The sequence below is a fragment of the Micromonospora sp. ZG13 genome (assembly GCF_059359355.1).
The window spans coordinates 311,210-325,499 of record NZ_JCADBQ010000001.1; the positions used below are offsets into that span (position 1 = coordinate 311,210).

At 73.9% G+C, this 14,290-nt stretch carries 11 protein-coding genes and 1 pseudogene; 4 read left to right on the forward strand and 8 right to left on the reverse strand.

Annotated elements, in window-relative coordinates:
- Positions 1 to 686: 686 nt before the first annotated feature.
- From AC5L34_RS01440 to AC5L34_RS01450, 3 genes are all read right to left on the reverse strand, one after another.
- Complete coding sequence (locus tag AC5L34_RS01440) at positions 687 to 1,847, reverse strand: thioester domain-containing protein (RefSeq protein WP_441175575.1); 1,161 nt, start codon at positions 1,845 to 1,847, stop codon at positions 687 to 689.
- 190 nt (positions 1,848 to 2,037) lie between these two features.
- Complete coding sequence (locus AC5L34_RS01445) at positions 2,038 to 2,724, reverse strand: response regulator (RefSeq protein WP_088998445.1); 687 nt, start codon at positions 2,722 to 2,724, stop codon at positions 2,038 to 2,040.
- On the reverse strand, positions 2,721 to 3,989 hold the full coding sequence (locus tag AC5L34_RS01450; RefSeq protein WP_089003206.1) for an ATP-binding protein: 1,269 nt from the start codon (positions 3,987 to 3,989) through the stop codon (positions 2,721 to 2,723). The genes AC5L34_RS01445 and AC5L34_RS01450 overlap by 4 nt, the downstream gene beginning before the upstream one ends.
- A gap of 171 nt (positions 3,990 to 4,160) precedes the next feature.
- Here AC5L34_RS01450 and AC5L34_RS01455 point away from each other — a divergent pair, with 171 nt between their 5' ends.
- From AC5L34_RS01455 to AC5L34_RS01465, 3 genes and pseudogenes are all read left to right on the forward strand, one after another.
- Complete coding sequence (locus AC5L34_RS01455) at positions 4,161 to 5,825, forward strand: PspC domain-containing protein (protein ID WP_441175574.1); 1,665 nt, start codon at positions 4,161 to 4,163, stop codon at positions 5,823 to 5,825.
- Positions 5,822 to 6,067, forward strand: a pseudogene (locus AC5L34_RS01460) (hypothetical protein); the annotation flags it as partial. The gene AC5L34_RS01455 and the pseudogene AC5L34_RS01460, both read left to right, overlap by 4 nt.
- Positions 6,068 to 6,740: 673 nt before the next feature.
- Complete coding sequence (locus AC5L34_RS01465) at positions 6,741 to 7,994, forward strand: phosphatidylserine decarboxylase (protein WP_441175573.1); 1,254 nt, start codon at positions 6,741 to 6,743, stop codon at positions 7,992 to 7,994.
- 66 nt (positions 7,995 to 8,060) lie between these two features.
- On the opposite strand, the gene AC5L34_RS01470 is transcribed toward AC5L34_RS01465, so the two are convergent.
- The 3 genes from AC5L34_RS01470 to AC5L34_RS01480 form a co-directional block, all read right to left on the reverse strand.
- A complete protein-coding gene (locus AC5L34_RS01470) occupies positions 8,061 to 8,981 on the reverse strand; it encodes a CDP-alcohol phosphatidyltransferase family protein (RefSeq protein WP_441175572.1) in 921 nt (306 codons plus the stop codon).
- Positions 8,982 to 9,343: 362 nt separating this feature from the next.
- Positions 9,344 to 10,270: an NUDIX hydrolase gene (locus AC5L34_RS01475; protein WP_441175571.1), complete on the reverse strand. Its 927-nt coding sequence runs from the start codon at positions 10,268 to 10,270 to the stop codon at positions 9,344 to 9,346.
- A 129-nt stretch (positions 10,271 to 10,399) separates the two neighbouring features.
- Entirely contained in the window at positions 10,400 to 11,347 is a 948-nt protein-coding gene (locus tag AC5L34_RS01480) for an NUDIX domain-containing protein (protein WP_441175570.1), read from the reverse strand.
- A 144-nt stretch (positions 11,348 to 11,491) separates the two neighbouring features.
- Here AC5L34_RS01480 and AC5L34_RS01485 point away from each other — a divergent pair, with 144 nt between their 5' ends.
- Positions 11,492 to 11,797, forward strand: a complete 306-nt coding sequence (locus AC5L34_RS01485; protein ID WP_441175569.1) for a PspC domain-containing protein — start codon at positions 11,492 to 11,494, stop codon at positions 11,795 to 11,797.
- Between the two features lie 7 nt (positions 11,798 to 11,804).
- Here AC5L34_RS01485 and guaA read toward each other — a convergent pair whose 3' ends face one another.
- Positions 11,805 to 13,358 (reverse strand): glutamine-hydrolyzing GMP synthase, encoded by a 1,554-nt coding sequence (gene guaA, locus AC5L34_RS01490; protein WP_441175568.1) that lies wholly within the window; start codon positions 13,356 to 13,358, stop codon positions 11,805 to 11,807.
- Between the two features lie 46 nt (positions 13,359 to 13,404).
- Positions 13,405 to 14,229, reverse strand: a complete 825-nt coding sequence (locus AC5L34_RS01495; protein WP_441175567.1) for a bacteriorhodopsin — start codon at positions 14,227 to 14,229, stop codon at positions 13,405 to 13,407.
- Positions 14,230 to 14,290: the final 61 nt, after the last annotated feature.

Below are 14,290 nucleotides of genomic sequence, written 5' to 3' on the forward strand. Positions count from 1 at the left end.
TGACGCTCGGCACCGCGCACACGAGACCACCACGGAGCACCGTCAACAGGCGGATCCCATGGTCGTCAGGCCGTACGGAGTGCCTCACATGAGGGGTGAGGTGCTGCCACTGTGACACCCACCGGCCCGTTCCGTGAAGGTGCCGTTATCAAGCCGTTAGTTGGTCGCCACGTTGCCGATACTTGAAAAAAGATCATGATCTACGCCGGTCGTACCGCTCTGAGCAGGAAAGACACGGTTCGGCGGGGGCGCCGGCCCGGGCGTGGAGGCTGCGGCTGTGACCTTCCCCGCGCCCGCTCCGGCGCTCACGGACGCCGTCCGGGCGTTGGCCGTTTTTGCCCATCCGGAGGATGCCGACCCCGGCTGTGCGGGCACCATCGCCACCTGGGTGGACGAGGCCATCGACGTCGCGTACCCGCCTGTCACCCAGGGTGACCCGACGGTTGCGGCACGACGCCCGCGCGGCGAAGGGCGGCGCCGATCCCCTACCGCTGGCCGAGGGCCGTGGCGCGGTCACCGCGCAGGAGTCGGCCGATGGCGGCGTCGATCAGCGTGGTGCGGTCGCCTCCGGCGGGGCTGGAGCCGTGGGTGGTCCCGGCGATCCGACACGCCGGGTAGGCCGGACAGCGGACGGCCCCGACACCGCGCGGGCGGTGCCGGGGCCGGGGCCGTGGAACGGGTGTCGATCAGGCCGTGAAGCGCAGCTTGCGACGGCGGAACAGCAGCACGGCGACCGCGCCGGCGGCCAGCAGCGCCACGCCGGCGGCGATCGAGGCGGCGATCGGGGAGCCGGTCAGCGGCAGGTCCCCGCCGCTGCTCGCGGGCGAGGTCGACGGGGCCGGGCTGTCGACCGGGGCGCTCGGCGACGGCGACTCCGCCGGGGCGCTGGGCGACGGCGACTCCGCCGGCGCGCTCGGCGACGGCGACTCGGTCGGGGCGGCGGTGAACGCGGCCTCGGCCTTGGCGGTCACGGTGGCGCCGGTGCTGCCACCGAGGATCAGCTTCTGCGCGGCGCGCTCGCCGGTGAAGAGGAACACCCGGCCGAAGGAGACCGAGTCCTGGGCGGAAACGGTCACCTTCACCTCACCGGCACCGTCGGCGACCAGCCAGAACTGCCCGCCGTTGGTGGTCGTGGTGACCGGCTTGCCCTCGGCGTCGACCGCCGAGCCGCCGTCGACCGCGACGGTGATCTCGCCCGCCGGGCCCTTGACGGTGAAGGGGCCGGCCTTCTCGCCGACGGTGGCCTTGGCGCTGGCCGGGTCGACGCTCAGCTCGGCCTTCGGCTCGGGCTGGTCGGTGGCGTTGGCGACCAGGTAGTCGTGGACCTTCTTGACCACGTCGTACTGGTTCTTGCCGAGCAGCTTCGAGTTGTCGACCCAGTCACCCAGCTTGACGCCGTCGCTGAAGTTCCAGATGGCGGTCTGGGTGCCGAAGTAGAGCAGCTTGTCGGCGTCGGCCTTCGCCGGGGCGGTGGCGCCGGCGGCGGCCAGCAGCTTGGCGGCGTCGGCGTTCGGGTAGCCGTGGGTGAGCACCCACTGCACCTTGCCGAGGTTCTTCACCTGGGACTCGTCCCAGGTGCCCTCCTTGTACTTACCGTCGATCGCCACGTTGGTGTGGTAGTCGATGCAGAAGGCGGGGACGAGCTTGCCATCGATCTTGAGCGCCAGCGCACCGGTGCTCTTCGGCTGCCCGTTGAGCATGAGCGTGACGTTGCTGCCCTTGACCGACTTGGCCACGCCGGTCTTGTCGGCGGCGGCGGCCGGCGCCACCGCGCCGAGTGCCAGCGCGCCACCGGCGACGGTCGCCAGGGCGATCCGCGCCCAGCGCCGTCCTCGTTGTCCGAACATCAGATTCGTGCACCTCTCCCCAGGGGTGACCCGCGCACGGCGGGTTGCGTGAAGCCGCCGTTCCCGCGGGATGCGCACCACCCGCACGCGAGAACGCGACGGGGCATTATGTGACGTCAGTTGATCGTTTGTCAGCCCCTGTGGGCCACATTCGTCACTTCCGTCCCAAATGACGGGGAAAAGAAATGGATCACACGAGCCGACGGTCGGCCGCCCAGCGGGACAACTCGTACCTGTTGGACATCTGGAGCTTGCGCAGCACGTTCGACACGTGCGTCTCCACGGTCTTGATGGAGATGTAGAGCTCCTTGGCGATCTCCTTGTAGGCGTACCCCCGGGCGAGCAGCCGCAGCACCTCGCGCTCGCGGTTGGTGAGCTGGTCCAGCTCGGGGTCGGCCACCGGGGCGTCCGGACGGGCCGCGAACGCGTCGAGCACGAACCCCGCCAGCCGGGGGCTGAACACCGCGTCGCCGTCGGCCACCCGCCGGACCGCGGCGGCCAACTCCTCCGGGGAGATCGTCTTGGTGACGTAGCCCCGCGCGCCGGCCCGGATCAGCCCGATCACGTCCTCCGCCGCGTCCGAGACGCTCAGCGCCAGGAACTTGACCTGCGGGTGGGTACGCCGCATCGCCTCCAGCACCGCGCGGCCGCCGCCGTCGGGCATGTGCACGTCGAGCAGCACCACGTCGGGCAGCGTGACGGCGATCCGGGTGACCGCCTCGCCGACGGTGCTCGCCTCCCCCACCACCTCGACGTGCGCGCCCAGCTCGGCGCGGACCCCCGCGCGGAACATGGCGTGGTCGTCGACGAGGAAGACCCGCAGCCGCTCGGTACGGGCAGCAGCCCCCTCGACCGGTTCCATCGACTGCTCGGTCATCCCTTGTCCCTTTCCGCCGTTGCCGAGTCCCGGCTGATCGGCAGGATCAACCGGACCTCGGTCCCTTCCCCCGGCCCGGAGCGGATCTCCGCCCGGCCGCCGTGCCGCTTCATCCGCCCGATGATCGAACCCCGGACCCCGTGGCGGTGATCCTCCACCGTATCCGGGTCGAAGCCCTTCCCCCGGTCCCGGACGAAGACGCTGACCTGTTCGGGCTCGACCTCGGCATAGAGCGAGACGGTCTGCACCCCCGCGTGCCGGGCGGCGTTCACCAGCGCCTCGCGCGCCGCCGCCACGAGCGCGCCGACCCGTTCGTCGGTCTCCCGGTCGCCGACCACCACCGCCTCCACGGTGATCGCGAACGTGTCCTCGACCTCGGCCGCGGCCTGCTCCAGGGCGGCGGCGAACCGCTCCGTGGGCGAGCCGGTGGGCTTGTAGAGCCAGTTGCGCAGCGAGCGTTCCTGCCCCCTTGCGAGCCGCTGGACGGTCTTCACGTCGCTCGCGTTGCGCTGGATCAGGGCCAGGGTGTGCAGCACCTGGTCGTGCACCATGGCGGCCAGTTCGGCCCGCTCCTGCTCGCGGATGCGCCCCTCGCGCTCCGAGCGGAGCTGGTTGTACGTCCGCCACAGCACCGGCGCGGCCACCACGCCGACCCCGGCGAGCCCCACCAGGGCGAAGATCACGCCGTTGAGCACGGCGTCGAAGTTCTGCGCCGGGGAGTAGACCGCGGCGACGCCGATGATGCCGACCGCGACCAGCACCCCGCCGCCGATGAACCGGAGCACGAAGGCCCGCCGGTCGCTCTCCTCCACGACCGCGCCAAGCCAGGGCACCGGCATGGAGTCGCCCCACTGCCGCCGCCGCTCCGGGGCCGACTGGTGCCAGATCACGCCGGCGCCGACCGCGATGATCGCAACCAGCCAGCCGGCGGTGCCCGCCGCGCCGATCGAGTCGAAGACCATCACCTGCACCAGCAGCACGCCGAGGCCGATCACCACGAACGGCAGCAGCTGGGCGACGTCCCTGCGGGGCGGTACGGCGGTGTCGCCCGGGCGCAGCGGCACGACCGCCCAGAAGGCCGCGTAGAGCAGCAGGCCGAGGCCGCTCAGCCCGAGCAGCACCATGAAGGCGACGCGTACCCGCAGCACCGAGATGCCGAGGTGGTCGGCGATGCCGGCGGCCACCCCCGCGGCCATCCGGTGCTCGGGGGCGCGGTAGAGGCGCGGTGGCTGGGTCACGGCACTGATCGGAGACTCCCTGGTCACGACGGGCACGCGGCGGGCGACGGTCCGTCGCCGGCGCCGGGTCGATCGTCACACGGCGCGCCGTCGCCCGACCACGGGGACGCCCCCGACATTCGGGCCACCGGGATCTCAGGGTGGGGTCAGGGTCGGCTCCTGAGGCCGTCCGGCGGGTCGGGGCAGCAGGATCGAGGCATGAACGAGGAAGCTGCCCAGTCCGCCGGTCCCGGGGCGGCACAGCCGGGTGGGCCACCGGCCGCCGCGACGCCGCCCGGCGGCTCTGCGACACCGCCGCCCGTGGCCGCGCCGGCCGCCGGGGGCGCGGGTGCGCCGCCACCACCCGGGCCCGGCCCCGGACCGCAGCCGTCGTTCGGCGGCGCCGGCTTCACCTCGCGGTACGGGCTGGTGCGCCCCCGCGACGGCCGCTACCTGGCCGGCGTCTGCGCGGCGATCGGCCGGGCCACGAACACGGACCCCGTCCTCTGGCGGGTGCTGCTGGCGGTGCTCGGCTTCTTCGGCGGCATCGGCATCCTGGTCTACGTCACCGCGTGGCTGATCATCCCGGGCGAGGGCGACAGCGCCTCCCCCGTCGAGTCCATGCTGGGCCGGGGCCGGTCCAGCATGTCCCCGGTCACCGTGATCGTGCTGAGCATCCTGGTCGCGATCAGCTTCGGCTACATCGTCACGGACGCGTTCCGGGCGGTGCTGCTCGGCGCCACCATCCTGGTCGGCGGCGCGCTGCTGCTCAACCGCGACAACAGGGGCGCCCAGCAGGCTCCGGTCGGCCCCGTGTCGCCCGGTGCCCCGCCCGGGCCGGTGCCGCCGGTCACCCATCCCGCCCCGGTCGCGTACGCGGCCCCGCCGACCGTGACCGTGCCCCCCGGCGCGGGCCCGGTCCCGGCCCCGCCGGCGACCGCCACCCAGGCCGCCTGGAGCGCCCCGGTCCCCACCCCGCCGGCCGACCAGACCGCCGGGCTGCCCGCCTGGCCGCCGGCCGCCCCGGCCGCGCCCGCCCGCCCCTCGACGGGTACGCCGACCGCCGGCTGGCCGCCGGCCCCGCCCACCTCGGGCTGGCCCGCCCCGACCTCGGGCTGGCCCGCCGCGACGTCGGGGGCACCGGCTCGCCCGGTCGCCCCGCCGCTGCCGCCGGGCTACCGGCCCCCCTTCGCCCCGCACGGCCCGTACGCCGCGCAGACCCCCGTGCCACCGGCGCCACCGAAGCCGCGGGTGAAGCCGCCGAAGCGACCCCGCGAGCGCTCCCCGCTCGGCGCGGTGACGTTCTCGCTGATCTTCCTCGCCCTGGGCGTGGTCGCCGTCGTCGACCTGCTGGACGTCTTCGACGTCGGGGCGTCGGCGTACTTCGCCGCCACGCTGGCCACCATCGGGTTCGGGCTGCTGGTCGGCACCTGGTTCGGGCGGGCCCGCTGGCTGATCGCGCTCGGCGTGGTGGCCGCCGCCGCGCTCGGGGTGGCCACCGTCGCCGAGTCCTACGACCGGATCCGGGGCGTCGACGGCAACGTCACCTGGGCGCCCACCGACCACCGCGACCTGGCCCTGCGGTACGAGAACAGCTTCGGTGACACCGTGCTGGACCTGCGCGCGGTCGACTTCGACAAGAAGAACACCGAGATCACCGTCGCCGTCAACTTCGGCGAGTGCACGGTGGTCGTGCCGCCCAACGTCGACGTCACCACCGTGGCCGACGTCAACGCCGGCGACGCGCTCGTCTTCGGCAAGCGCTCCGGCGGGCTCGCCGGCGAGCTGCGGGAGACCACCGACCTCGGCCCGGACGGCACCGGCGGCGGCGCGCTACGGCTCTACATCCACGTCAACGCCGGCAACCTGGAGGTGACCCGGTGAAGGCCCACCGCACCGACATCGTGTCGTTCGCCTTCGGGCTGATCTTCCTCGGCCTCGCCGCGTGGTGGCTGCTCGCGCAACTGCTCGGGCTCGCCCTCCCGGCGGTGGGGTGGTTCCTGGCCGGCGCCCTGATCCTGATCGGCCTGCTGGGCCTGGTGGGCGCGCTGCGCTCCGGGCGGCCCGCCGACACGGCCCCGCGACGCGACGCCGCCGCCCCCGACGACGGCCCCGGAGCCTCGGAGCCGGCCGGCTCCGACTCGGCCCCGCCGGAGCCGTCGGGCCGGGTGGGGACGGACCAGCCCGCCGAGGTCGACCCGACCCGCTGGGACCTCGACCGGCCCGCGCCGGCCGACGAGCCGACGGCGTGGGGCGGCCGGCGCTCCGACTGGGGCGAACCGACCGACTGGGGCACGCGGTCCGAGTGGGACGTCTCCGCGCCGACGACCGGCGCACCGACGACGGCCGGATGGCCGCCGAGCGGAGCGACGACGGAGGAGCCGACGGCCGCCGGACCGATGGCGGAGGGTCCGGGGGCCGGCGGGCCGACGGCGGAGGGTCCGACGACCACCGGGCAGACGACGGACGGGCCGGCGACAGGCGGGCTGCGGGCGGGGAACGAGGCCGACGAGTGGCCGACGGAGGCCGCCACCGACGTCCGGCCCGAGGCGGTGGAGGACCGCGCCGCCGACGAGGGCGCGCCGCAGCGGCGCACCGACCGGCCGCCCGCCGACGAGGAACGCCCGCGCGGCTGACCACAGCGGTGCGGACGCTGTCGGCGGCGGCCTATGCTGGCCGTGGAGAACTCGCCCTCCGCCGGCCGGCCCGCGCCGACCGGGGCGCCGCGCCGGCCGGACCGCGCCGCCGTGGCGGTCCCGCCGCGATTCCCGTCTCTACCCCGTCAGGAGTCCGTCCGACATGACGCAGTCCCCCGCCGTGCGCACCTCCGGCCGCTCCGGTCCGGTCCGCATCGGCGAGCGAGCCGCCCGTACCCTCGTCTCCGAGCTCGCCCGGATCAACGACCCGAAGGCCGCGCTGCTGGTCGGCGCGACGCCCGAGTCCGCGGTGCTGGCCGCGGCGATCGACGCGCTGCTGCCCGGCGACACCCTCACCCTGGTGCCCGCCGGTTCGGCTTCCGCGGCGGCCCTGCGCGAGCACGTCACCGCCCAGGGCCGTTGGGTGGCCGACCGGGTCCGCGTGGTCGACACCCTCGCCGAGGCCGAGCCCGCCGCGGTGGTCGTCGCCGCGGAGCCGCTCACCGGCACGGCCGACGAGACCCGCGCCACCGTCGAGGGCCTGACGAAGTACCTCACCGACGGCGCGGTGCTGAGCGTTGCCACGACCGCCACGCCGGGACGTACCGCGGGCGCGGCCGCCGAGCTGGAGCGGCAGGGCGCGCTGTACGGCGTCGGCGTCGACCTGGTGCTGCGCAACACGCCACCGCTGCGGGTGTACCGGCTCCGCTACACGCCGGCCGACGCCGCGTCGGCGGTCGGGCTGGCCCCGGCGTACCGCCCGTCCAGCGTCCCGCTGACCCGCGGCATGCACATCGACTCCAACGGGGTGGCCGCGGCCGGCATCGCGCTGGGCCTGGCCGCGGTGGCCCGGGCCACCCGGCCGAAGTCGAAGCTCTGGCTGCTCCCGGCCCTGGCCGCCGCCCCGGTGGCCGCCTTCTTCCGGGACCCGGAGCGCGACGTACCGGAGGACGCGTCGGCGGTGGTCGCCTCGGCCGACGGTCGGGTGCTGTCGGTGCAGCGGCTGCACGACGAGCGCTTCGGCGAGGGCGAGTGGCTGCGGATCGCGGTCTTCCTGTCGGTGCTGGACGTGCACGTCAACCGTGCCCCGGTGGCCGGCAAGGTGGTCGACTACTTCGTCGCCGACGGTGGCTTCGCCAACGCCATGAAGCCGGCGGCGGAGCACAACGCGGCCGCTTACACGGTGCTGGACACCGCGCACGGCACGGTGGTCGTGGCGCAGCGCACCGGCCTCATCGCCCGGCGGATCGTGCAGCGGGCGCCGATCGGCGCGCTGCTGGCCCGGGGTGAGCGCTTCGGCCTGATCCGGTTCGGCTCGCGCACCGACGTCTACCTGCCGGCCGACGCCGCGGAGCCGCTGGTCGGCCCCGGGGACAAGGTCGTCGGGGGTTCGAGCGTCATCGCCCGCTGGCGCTGACGGACCGGACGGACGACACGAAGAAGGGGCGCCGCGGATCGCGGCGCCCCTTCTCGCGTACGTGCCTCAGGCGGTGCGACGCTGACGCAGCCAGAGCACCGGGCCGCTGACCAGGTAACCGACCACGATCAGGGCGAAGGTGAGCCGGATGTCGATCAGCGCGCCGATCACCGGGGCCAGCCACAGCCACGGCGGAAGCTTCACCAGCCGCGCGAGCTTCGCGTAGGGGAAGCTGGAGACCATGGCGAAGGCCAGCAGCGCCACGCCGGCGACCAGGACGATGCCCGGCACGGGCAGCCCGATGGCGACGGTCAGGGCGAGCACGGCGGCCGCCATGGTGGTGGGCACGCCGCAGAAGAACCGGCCGTCCTTCGGCGAGACGTTGAACCGGGCGAGCCGGATCGCCGCGCACGCCGCCACGAGGGCACAGGCCACCGCGGCGGCCGGTGTCGAGACCGAGCCGGCCAGCGAGGCGTAGACGACCACCGGGGCGGCGAGGCCGAACGAGCACATGTCGGCCAGCGAGTCCATCTGCGCGCCGAACGGGCTGGCCACGCCGAACTTGCGGGCGAGCGCGCCGTCGAGGCCGTCGAAGATGACGCAGGCGATCAGGAAGAGCGCGGCGACGCGCACCTCGCCCTGCATCGCCAGGAAGATGGCCAGCATGCCGAGCATCAGGCTGCTGAGGGTGCAGGCGTTGACCACCGCGAACTTCATCCGGCGGGCGACCGTACGCTCGCCCGGAAGCAGCGGGATCGACATCGCGGCATCGTCGTCGACCGGTGTCGTGGGGCCGAGGGCGGGGCTGACCGGGACGATCGAGGCGACCTCGGCGCGCTCGACGCGGGTCAGCCCGTTGCGGCGGCGTGGCCGGTCGGCGTAGCGGTGCTCGGGCATCGACAGGTCGCTGCCTCCGTGCAGGTCACCGTCGCGGCGCCCCACCCGGACCAGCAGCACCTGCCGGGCGAACGTGCTGCTGCGGCGCAACGGGCCCGCCCAACGACGCCCTGCGGGACGCGGACTGTCAGTGGTACGACGCCGGCGCCATGGGGCTCTCGGCACGTTTCCTCCATCACCGGATCGGCTTACCGCCGCGAGGGCGGGTGTCCGGCTGTCTCGTGCCGGACCTTTCTGGCCCGGCAGCCGTTTTGCGGAGTACACCATCGCATAGGGGAACGGGGGTTGGCGATAGCTGCCGGCGGTACTTATATCTGGTCTAACCGCTCGAACCGCGCTCTTATTCCCATCCCGGGCTCCATCGCCCGTTTCCTCCACCAACCCCACATCGAATGTACCGGACCCCGTCTCCACCGGCTCGGCGAGCGGGCGTCAGGGACGCCGATGTCCGGTTACGGACGGCCGGCGGCGGGCCCCCCGGCCAGCGCCAGTACGGCGATCTCGGTCAGCGGCAGCCCGACGAGCCGCCCGGGCGTGAACCAGGCCGCCCGGGCCGTGGAGCCGCCGGCGAGTTCGGTCACCCGTGGCTCGGTGGGCAGGTCGACCGCCACCCGGTAGACCACCCGGACGCCGTGCCAGTCGAGCGGGCGCCCCTCCGGGCCCAGCGCGGCCGGATTGTGCAGGTTGTCGACGCCGACCAGCTCGACCACCCGACCGAGCTGACCGGACTCCTCGACCAGCTCACGTAGCAGGGCGGACACCGGCTGCTCGCCGTGGTCGGTCCCGCCGCCGGGCAGGTGCCACCGGCCCGCGCCCGGGTAGCCGTCGGCGATCATGGTGAGCAGCACCCGACCGGCGGGGTCCGTGACCAGGCCGTACGCCCCGAAACGCTGCCTCCGGTCGGGCGGGAGCGCGGCGGCGGGCTCGGTCGCCGACGAACGGGGCAGACCGGACGGCAGGGGCGACACGGGCAGGTCGAGCAGCTCGGCGGTGAACGGCATCAGCGGCACCGCCGCCGCCTCGTCGGTCGTGAACCAGCCCAGCTCGTCGCTGCCGCCGGCCTGCTCCGGTCGCTGTCCGCCGCTCCGCGCGCCGACGTCGAAGACCAGGCGGTCGGTGTGCACCGCGACGCCGGCGTCGCGGAAGGTCGTCACGTCGGCGAGCGCGGCCCGCAGCCCCGCCACCTCCACCGTGAGGCCGGTCGCCTCAGCGAACTCGCGGACCACCGCGTGCGCCGGATGCTCGGCGTGCTCGACCCCGCCCCCGGGAAGCTGCCAGACGCCCGGGAACGGGCACGAGCCCGAGCCGCGGGCCAACAACACCCGCCCGTCCGAACGCCGACACACCCCGTACGCGCCGACCCGCCGCCGTTGCTCCACCCGCTCGCACTCCCCCGCCTGCCCGGCCGATCCCGGGTCGCCCCGTCGATCATGAGGCTAGTCGCAGCGCAGCTCGCGCGCCGCCCGGTCGAGGTCATGATCGGCGAACGGGATGCGGGGGTGGGAGAGTCAGGCCAGATGGGCGGCCTGGACGGCCTCCGCCGTCACCTCGGTCAGCCGGTCGGTCGGCAGGGCGCCCAGCTCGTCGCGGGCGAACCAGCGGGCCTCGCAGGTGGAACCGCCGACGTCGGCGACGGTGGGCGGGGCGGGCTTGTCGACGACGACCCGGTAGAAGGCGCGTACGCCGTGCCAGTCGATCGGGTAGCCCTCCGGGCCGAGGGAGGCGGCATCGCGGTGGCTGGCCACGCCGAGCAGCTCGACGAGGCGGCCGTTCTGCCCGGTCTCCTCGACCAGCTCCCGGATCAGGGCGGCACCGGGCTGCTCGCCGTAGTCGGTGCCGCCGCCGGGCAGGTGCCAGCAGCCCGCGCCCGGGTAGCCGTCGGAGACGCGGGTGAGCAGCACCCGCCCGTCCGGGTCGGTCACCACGGCGTACGCGGCGAAACGCTGGGCCCGGTGCAGCCCGTCGGGGCCGGGCACGGCGTAGAACGAGGGGAACTCCGGCGCCTCGTCCGGCACGATGTCGGCCGACGAGGCGGGCAGGCCCAGCGCCCGGGCGGTGAACGAGCGCAGCGGCAGCTCGCGCGCCTCCGCCGGGGTGAACCAGCGGGCCAGGTCGGTGGGCCGGTCGACCCGGTCGGCGAGCGTCCCGCCCCGCACCGAGACCTGGTAGATCAGGCGGTCGGTGTGGATGGTGATGCCCCGCTCCGGCAGCGCCCGCATGTCGGCGAGCACGTCGTGCAGGCCGGCGACGGTGACGGAGAGGCCGGTCTCGGCGGCGGTCTCCCGGACGACGGTGTGGTGGGGGTCCTCACCGTGGTCGACCGCCCCGCCGGGCAGCGACCACGTGCCCGGGGTGCCGGAGCGCTCCGATGCGCGGACCAGCAACACCCGGCCGACTGAATCAGCACAAACTGCGTATGCCGCGATTCTGCGGAGCGGCTCCAGCATGGTGGTCACGGGGCCAAATTCTCCCCGGCCCAGGTTGCCTCCATCGAAAAGAGTCAGATTCCTGACTGAATGCTCGCGCCTCAGGGCCGGCTCAGGGTAGGGATCCGGGCGGTCACCGAGGCCGACCCGACGACCGGCGCGGACCGTGGAGACATGACCTACACCGCCCCGCCCCAGCCCCCGTACAAGCAGCTCCGCCGGCCCGTCACGGACCGGATGGTCGCCGGCGTGGCCAGCGGCCTCGGCCGGTACTTCGCCGTCGACCCCACCCTGGTCCGGGTGGTCTTCGCCGTCGCCGGCCTGCTCACCGGCGGGCTCGCGCTGCTCGCGTACCCGATCATGTGGTTCCTGATGCCCGAGGAGCCGGCCGACGCGCCGGCCTGGCCGCACCCGGCGCAGGCCGCGTCGCCGGCCGACGGCGCGCAGCCGGCACCGCCGGCCTACCCGCCGGCGGCGTGAGGCGGGCTCACTCCCACTCGATCGTGCCCGGCGGCTTGCTCGTCACGTCCAGCACGACGCGGTTGACCTCGGCGACCTCGTTGGTGATCCGGGTGGAGATCCGGGCGACCACCTCGTAGGGCAGCCGGGACCAGTCGGCGGTCATGGCGTCCTCGCTGGAGACCGGCCGCAGCACCACGGGGTGCCCGTAGCTGCGGCCGTCGCCCTGCACCCCGACGCTGCGCACGTCGGCCAGGAGCACGACGGGGAACTGCCAGACGCCGCGGTCCAGGCCGGCGGCGGTCAGCTCCTCCCGGGCGATCAGGTCGGCCCTGCGGAGCAGGTCGAGCCGCTCCCGGTCGACCGCGCCGATGATCCGGATCGCCAGGCCAGGGCCCGGGAACGGGTGCCGCCAGATCATCGCCTCGGGCAGGCCGAGCTGGAGGCCGAGCGCGCGGACCTCGTCCTTGAACAGTGTGCGCAGCGGCTCGACCAGCGCGAACTTCAGGTCCTCCGGCAGGCCGCCGACGTTGTGGTGGCTCTTGATGTTGGCGGTGCCGGTGCCGCCGCCGGACTCGACGACGTCCGGGTAGAGGGTGCCCTGCACGAGGAACTCGACGTCGCCGTGGGCGGCGACCTCCCGCGCGGCGGCCTCGAAGACCCGGATGAACTCGCGGCCGATGATCTTGCGCTTCTGCTCCGGGTCGGTGACCCCGGCCAGGGCGCCCAGGAACCGGTCGGCCGCGTCGACCACCTTGAGCTTGATGCCGGTGGCGGCGACGTAGTCCTTCTCCACCTGCTCGGCCTCGCCGGCACGCAGCAGGCCGTGGTCGACGAAGACGCAGGTGAGCTGGTCGCCGACGGCCCGGTGCACCAGCGCGGCGGCGACGGCCGAGTCGACCCCGCCGCTCAGGCCGCAGATGACCTCCTTGTCGCCGACCTGCTCGCGGATGCGCGCGACCTGCTCGTCGATGATGTTCTCGGGCGTCCAGGTCGGCTCGATGCCGGCGATGTCGTGCAGGAAGCGGCGCAGCATCTCCTGGCCGTGCGCGGTGTGCCCGACCTCCGGGTGGAACTGCACGCCGGCACGGCGGCCGGCCACGTCCTCGAACGCGGCGACCGGCGCGCCCGCCGACTCGGCGGTCACCGTGAAGCCCGCCGGGGCCTCGGTCACGCAGTCGCCGTGGCTCATCCAGACCGGCAGGTCGTCGGGCAGCTCGCGTAGCAGCACCCCGGCCTCGGGGCGGGCGCGCAGCGGGGTGCCGCCGTACTCGCGGTTGCCGGTGCGGGCCACCGTGCCGCCGAGCGCCTGGGCCATCGCCTGGAAGCCGTAGCAGATGCCGAAGACCGGCACCCCGGCGTCGAACATGCCGGCGTCGATCTGCGGGGCGCCCGGCGCGTAGACGCTCGACGGGCCGCCGGACAGGATGATCGCGGCCGGGTCCTTCGCCAGCATCTCGGCGACCGGCATCGAGTGCGGCACGATCTCGGAATAGACGTTGGCCTCACGCACCCGACGCGCGATGAGCTGGGCGTACTGGGCTCCGAAGTCCACCACGAGGACGGGGCGAGGCGTGCTCATGGCAGCAGATCCTACCGACGCCACCCGCGCCACCCCCGCCGGTCCGTCACCGCGCCGCCGCGGTGATCCCCCCGCGTGGGCGGGCGACGTCGTCCTCGACCGCCGGGGCGTACCCCTCGGCGGCGCTGACCTTGCGCGCGATGACGCTGAGCAGCACGCCGTAGATCACCTTGGAGGTGATGTCGGCCACGGTGTAGGTGATCTGCCTCGCCACCACCCCGTCGGCGGAGTCCCACATCGCCGGCATCAGGTAGGCACCCGGGTAGAGCAGCCAGGAGATGAGCACCAGCCACCAGACGGCGCGCGCGAGACCCCGGGCGGACTCCGGCAGTCGGGCCAGGCTGCCGAAGATCACCCGGGCGACCAGGACGAGCAGGAACAGGAAGAACGCCGTGCTGACCAGGCCCCAGATCCAGTACGGGGCCGAGCGGTCCACCTCGTAGAACTGCCCGGCGTAGCCGGTGTAGATCATCCCGAGGCCGCCGACCACGAACATCGCCCAGTTGCGATGGAACGCCCGACCGGTGACCCCCAGCACGATGAGCAACTGGATCAGCAGGACGGGGACGTCGATGGACCAGTTCATGTACCGGTAGCCGTTGGAGAAGAGCACGTCCGACTGGACGTACGCTGTCCCGTTCCAGGTGAAAGCCTGGCGCCAGCGTTCCGAGAGCACCCACAGCTCGAAGAAGGCCGACACCATCACCACGGCGGAGAGCACCGAGGCGAGCTGGTAGCGCGGTGCGGCAGAGCCGCGGGTCGCGAGGAAGTAGACCAGGCCGGCAGCCATCACCGCGAAGCCCAACGTGAGCACGTGGGACACCAGCGTGTACTGGATCACGTTGTAACCGAACAGGTTCTCGACGTTCACGGTGACCTCACGGCTTTCTGCGGCTCGAACCGCCGCTATTGCCCCTTAAGGGCCTTATGAC

Bases quoted from the DNA above. Each gene is read 5' to 3' on its own strand.
- AC5L34_RS01440 (WP_441175575.1), bottom strand. From the start codon at position 1,847: ATGTTCGGACAACGAGGACGGCGCTGGGCGCGGATCGCCCTGGCGACC.
- AC5L34_RS01445 (WP_088998445.1), bottom strand. From the start codon at position 2,724: ATGACCGAGCAGTCGATGGAACCGGTCGAGGGGGCTGCTGCCCGTACC.
- AC5L34_RS01455 (WP_441175574.1), top strand. From the start codon at position 4,161: ATGAACGAGGAAGCTGCCCAGTCCGCCGGTCCCGGGGCGGCACAGCCG.
- AC5L34_RS01465 (WP_441175573.1), top strand. From the start codon at position 6,741: ATGACGCAGTCCCCCGCCGTGCGCACCTCCGGCCGCTCCGGTCCGGTC.
- AC5L34_RS01485 (WP_441175569.1), top strand. From the start codon at position 11,492: ATGACCTACACCGCCCCGCCCCAGCCCCCGTACAAGCAGCTCCGCCGG.
- guaA (WP_441175568.1), bottom strand. From the start codon at position 13,358: ATGAGCACGCCTCGCCCCGTCCTCGTGGTGGACTTCGGAGCCCAGTAC.